Annotated in this window: 6 protein-coding genes; 2 read left to right on the top strand and 4 right to left on the bottom strand. The window is 27.5% G+C overall.

Annotated elements, in window-relative coordinates:
• The 4 genes from Q0J90_RS12520 to Q0J90_RS12505 form a co-directional block, all read right to left on the bottom strand.
• Positions 1-191, bottom strand: a 191-nt coding sequence (locus Q0J90_RS12520) for a hypothetical protein (protein WP_297278228.1), incomplete at its 3' end; no start/stop codon positions are given.
• Positions 192-270: 79 nt separating this feature from the next.
• Positions 271-519 carry a PepSY-like domain-containing protein gene (locus Q0J90_RS12515; RefSeq protein ID WP_028330353.1) on the bottom strand — a complete coding sequence of 83 codons (249 nt, stop codon included), beginning with the start codon at positions 517-519 and terminating at the stop codon, positions 271-273.
• Positions 520-542: 23 nt separating this feature from the next.
• Complete coding sequence (locus tag Q0J90_RS12510; protein WP_028330352.1) at positions 543-794, bottom strand: PepSY-like domain-containing protein; 252 nt, start codon at positions 792-794, stop codon at positions 543-545.
• 50 nt (positions 795-844) lie between these two features.
• Positions 845-1,393: a PepSY-like domain-containing protein gene (locus Q0J90_RS12505; RefSeq protein WP_297278227.1), complete on the bottom strand. Its 549-nt coding sequence runs from the start codon at positions 1,391-1,393 to the stop codon at positions 845-847.
• 304 nt (positions 1,394-1,697) lie between these two features.
• Here Q0J90_RS12505 and thiL point away from each other — a divergent pair, with 304 nt between their 5' ends.
• Entirely contained in the window at positions 1,698-2,657 is a 960-nt protein-coding gene (gene thiL / locus Q0J90_RS12500) for a thiamine-phosphate kinase (RefSeq protein WP_297278226.1), read from the top strand.
• 109 nt (positions 2,658-2,766) lie between these two features.
• On the top strand, positions 2,767-3,158 hold a 392-nt coding region (locus Q0J90_RS12495), incomplete at its 3' end, for a beta-ketoacyl synthase N-terminal-like domain-containing protein (RefSeq protein ID WP_297278225.1).

The raw sequence follows: 3,158 nt of genomic DNA, 5'->3' as shown, positions 1-3,158 counted from the left end.
AAAGGATTATAATAAACATTCTCTTCTACCGGCTTATGATCTTCATTTAATGTAGTATCATTAGTATTAAGAAGTTTAGATGTAATATTTGTAAAATTAGTATATGCTGTAGAACTTTGATACCTAGCAACAATAATACTGCATACCAAAATAATTACTGATAATATTAATAAAATTTTTGATTTGTCCATAAATAACCTCTAAAATTACTTTTATAAGGTAAAGTCATATTAAATAACTTTACCTTATAAAATAAATATATGAATAAAATTAATCAAAATCTTGCCCTAATAAGTTACCAGCTTTATCAATGTACAATTCCATCATATTGCTCATTTTTACTTTATAAACATTATAATGTTCCATTTCTACTGCCCAAATTTGTGCTTGAGGATATGTTCTCCTAGCAGTAGATAAAACTGCCTGAGGAACCTGCTCTAAAGGTATATACCAATCAGCAAATAAAGCTGAAGAACCTATAACTGTCAAAGCTACTAATAAACAAAGTATTCTCTTCATAAAAAACTCCTATTCAAATTATATTAATCGTCCCATTCTTGACCTAATAAGTTACCAGCCTTATCAATGTACAATTCCATCATATTGCTCATTTTTACTTTATAAACATTATAATGTTCCATTTCTACTGCCCAAACTTGTGCCTGCGGATATGTTTGTCTAGCTCTTGCTAAAACTGCTTGAGGAACTTGATTCAAAGGTACATACCAATCAGCAAATAAAGCTGAAGAACCTATAACTGTCAAAGCTACTAATAAACAAAGTATTTTTTTCATGATAAAATCCTCCTAATCTTTTTATTTTAATTACTTTATTTTTATTTTAATCAGTCATCCCACTGCTGACCTAATAATTGTCCATTGCTGTCTATATACAATTCCATCATATTATTTAATTTTACTTGAAATGTAGTAAATTGTTTTTCTATCTTTACTATAGCTGCATTAGGATAAGTTTTTTTAACTGTATTCATAACATTCGCAGGAAGTATACCATTTGGCATATTTCCATAGCATTTAACCTCTTTCCAATCTCCATTAGGGAAGAAATCTACTTGAGTACCATTAGCTAAATAAACCTCTATATCCTCCCAATCTCTTTCTATAAAAGTTACTTCAATGCCTGAAAAATGCTGTTTGATAAAGTTTTGTGCATTCTGAGGTATAGACGATAACTGTACACCATAACCGTATTGAGGATTAGCTCCTTGTTGTGGCTGTGCATAAGGGTTCTGTGCTGGTGGCTGTTGAGCATAAGGATCTTGATATCCACCTCCTTGCTGCTGATCATAATATCCATTATATTGAGCAAATAATGCACCTGAACATATAGCTAAAACAAAAACTATTGATAAACATCTTTTTATAGTTGTCATAAATAATCTCCTTATTATTTTTGTAAAAATAGCATATATAGAAGTAAATTATCTTTACATTTATATTATAGTACATTATACAATATATGTCAAATTTATTTACTCTTTTTTTACTCAAAATTTACAGATTTTTGGTATTTTTTTACAATTTTTCTGTAATTTAAATAATATTTTATTAAAAGCTCGATTTTTACAAGATTCTGTAATTCTAGTAAACAATAGAATGCCTAAATAACTATTTTTAATGATTTAAAAGATATATTATATATGTTATAATTATTAGAAATTATATGGAATTAATAAAATGCATGAATTCAAACTTATAAAAAAAATAAAAGAATTAACAAAAAATAATAATACAAGTAATAATTTAAATATAGGCGATGATTGTGCTGTAATAAAAAACATAAGCAATGATAAAGATATTCTTGTAACTACTGATATATTAGCAGAAAATATACATTTCTCTTTAAAATACTATTCTTTCTACGATATTGGATATAAATCTGCACAAGCAAATATAAGCGATATTATATGTAAAGGAGCTTATCCAACAAATATATTTATTTCATTATCTATCCCTAAAAAAATAAACGATGAAAATATATTAGAATGGTATAAGGGATTTTTAGATGCATGTAATCCTTATAATATAGAAATATCCGGAGGGGATACTACAAGTTCAAATGATTCTTTTTTTATATCCATAACTTTAATAGGTACAATAGAAAAGAATAAATCCATATTAAGAAGCAATGCTCAAGAAGGAGATAATGTTTATGTGCTTGGATTTGTAGGAGAAAGCGATATAGGACTAAAAAAACTTTTATCTGGAAATTATGATTATAATGATGAAAATATTAAAACTCATTTAAGACCTAAACTTTTTTATGATAAATGGCAGGAAGTTATAAACAAATATAAAATAAACTCTTCTATAGATATAAGCGATGGGCTTTTGCAGGATGCTTCCCATATTGCTGAGGAATCAAGCAAATCTATTGAAATATATGAACATTCTAATTGGAATTTAGTTAATAGATTTTTCAATACAGACTATCAAAATTATAAAGAAATATTAAAATCCATCCTTACCGGAGGTGAAGATTATGCTATTATTTTCAGCTCTAAAGATGAAATACAGGAAGAAAATAATTTAATAAAAATAGGAAAAGTTAAAGAATTTTCAAACAACTTCATTAAATTTATAGATATAAACAATAAAGAAATTAATTTTGATTCATTAGGCTTTGTACATCATTAACTTTTTTGCACTCAATATACTTGTAAAATCAATTTTTAATTACTATACTATAGTATGATATTTGAAAATAATTTAAATAACTATTATATATTATTTAAGGAGAAAAACTATGAGAGAAGTAGTTATAGCTAGTGCAGTTAGAACACCTGTAGGTAAATTCTTAGGTTCATTTTCTAATGTATCAGCTGTAGAATTAGGTACAATAGCAGTAAAAGAGGCATTAAAAAGAGCAAATATAAAACCAGAGCAAGTTGACGAAACTTATTTCGGATGTGTTATACAATCAGCACTTCTTCCAAACGTTGCAAGGCAGGTTTCAATTAATGCTGGAATACCTGTAGATAAACCAGCATTAACTATAAATATATTATGCGGTTCAGGACTTAGAGCTGTATCAATGGCAGCACAAATGATTAAAGCAGGAGATGCTGATATAGTGGTTGCCGGAGGTACAGAAAATATGAGTATGGCTCCATATACCGCTTCTGCCATGAGAATGGG

This window comes from uncultured Brachyspira sp. (assembly GCF_944390595.1).
Classification (GTDB): Bacteria; Spirochaetota; Brachyspiria; order Brachyspirales; family Brachyspiraceae; genus Brachyspira.
Note: the sequence above shows the minus strand (reverse complement) of the source record. Positions and strands in the feature narration are given on the sequence as shown.